The sequence below is a fragment of the Mycolicibacterium houstonense genome (assembly GCF_900078665.2).
Lineage (GTDB): Bacteria > Actinomycetota > Actinomycetes > Mycobacteriales > Mycobacteriaceae > Mycobacterium > Mycobacterium houstonense.
Map to the genome: position 1 here is coordinate 1 of NZ_LT546230.1, position 1,043 is coordinate 1,043.

Here is a 1,043-nt window from a genome sequence, read left to right on the forward strand (position 1 = left end):
CCCACGCGGGGTCCCCGCCGGGAGCAGAAGGGTTCCCGGGGGGGGGGGGCGGGGGGGTTCGGCGGGCCCCGGGGGGGCGGGGCCCCCGCCGGTACCTCGCGCTGATCGCGGCCAACGAGGCGGTGCGCGCACCCGATCTGGCCGCACAGGTCGACTGTGAGGTCCCGAGGTTCAAGCGCCGGGTCCGCCAGCTCAAGGGTCTCGGACTGACCATCAGCCTCGACGTCGGCTACCGGCTGGCCCCACGCGGGCGCGCTTACCTGGCCGCCACCGGGCGCGGCTAGCTGGTGATCTCGTCGATCACCGTGTGCACGAACCGCATCTTCTCCAGCACCGCCGGCGGCAACACGAACGGATACAGGTCGTCGTGGCCCATCGACCGGTTCACCATGTTCAGCGACCACACCAGCGGCAGCCACATGTCGATGATGGTGTCGAACCCGCTGGGGCCCAACGCACGACGCTCGAAAGTCGCCCCCGAGGGCGCGAACCCGAAAGCCGCCGCGGTGTCGAGGGTGTCACGCATGTGCAGGTAGTGCGCGAAGGTCTCGGCCCAGTCCTCGGCCGCGTGCATGGTCGCGTAGGACGAGACGAAGTCGTCCTCCCAGCCCGGCGGGGGGCCGTCGGCGTAGTGCCGGTCCAGCGCGGCCTGGTAGTCCGCGTCGGGGTCGCCGAACAGCTCGGTGAACCGCCTGGTGTAGTCCGCCGACGGCGCGACCAGCCGGTAGAAGTAGTAGTGCCCGATCTCGTGCCGGAAGTGGCCCAGCAGAGTGCGGTACGGCTCGTCCATCGCGATCCGCAACTGCTCGCGGTGCACATCGTCGCCTTCGGCGAGATCCAGTGTGATGACCCCGTTCTGGTGCCCGGTGAACACCTTCTCGGCCTCGCTGGACAGCAGGTCGAAGGCCAGACCGAACTCCGGATCCTCGTCGCGTCCGATGATCGGCAGCTTCAGTTCGTGCAGTTCGGCGATGAGCCGGCGCTTGGCGTGCTCGGCTTCGGCGAACGACGCCATCGCCACGGTATCGGCATCCGCCGGGCGG

General features: G+C 69.9%; 2 protein-coding genes. One reads left to right on the forward strand and one right to left on the reverse strand.

Features of this window, described 5'->3' with window-relative positions:
* The first annotated feature begins 122 nt into the window (after nucleotides 1–122).
* Nucleotides 123–284, forward strand: coding sequence for a hypothetical protein (locus BN4332_RS32780; RefSeq protein ID WP_235654380.1), 162 nt, complete (start codon nucleotides 123–125; stop codon nucleotides 282–284).
* On the opposite strand, the gene BN4332_RS32785 is transcribed toward BN4332_RS32780, so the two are convergent.
* A partial coding sequence (locus BN4332_RS32785; protein ID WP_066904578.1) for a zinc-binding metallopeptidase family protein occupies nucleotides 281–1,043 on the reverse strand: 763 nt, incomplete at its 5' end. The genes BN4332_RS32780 and BN4332_RS32785 overlap by 4 nt on opposite strands.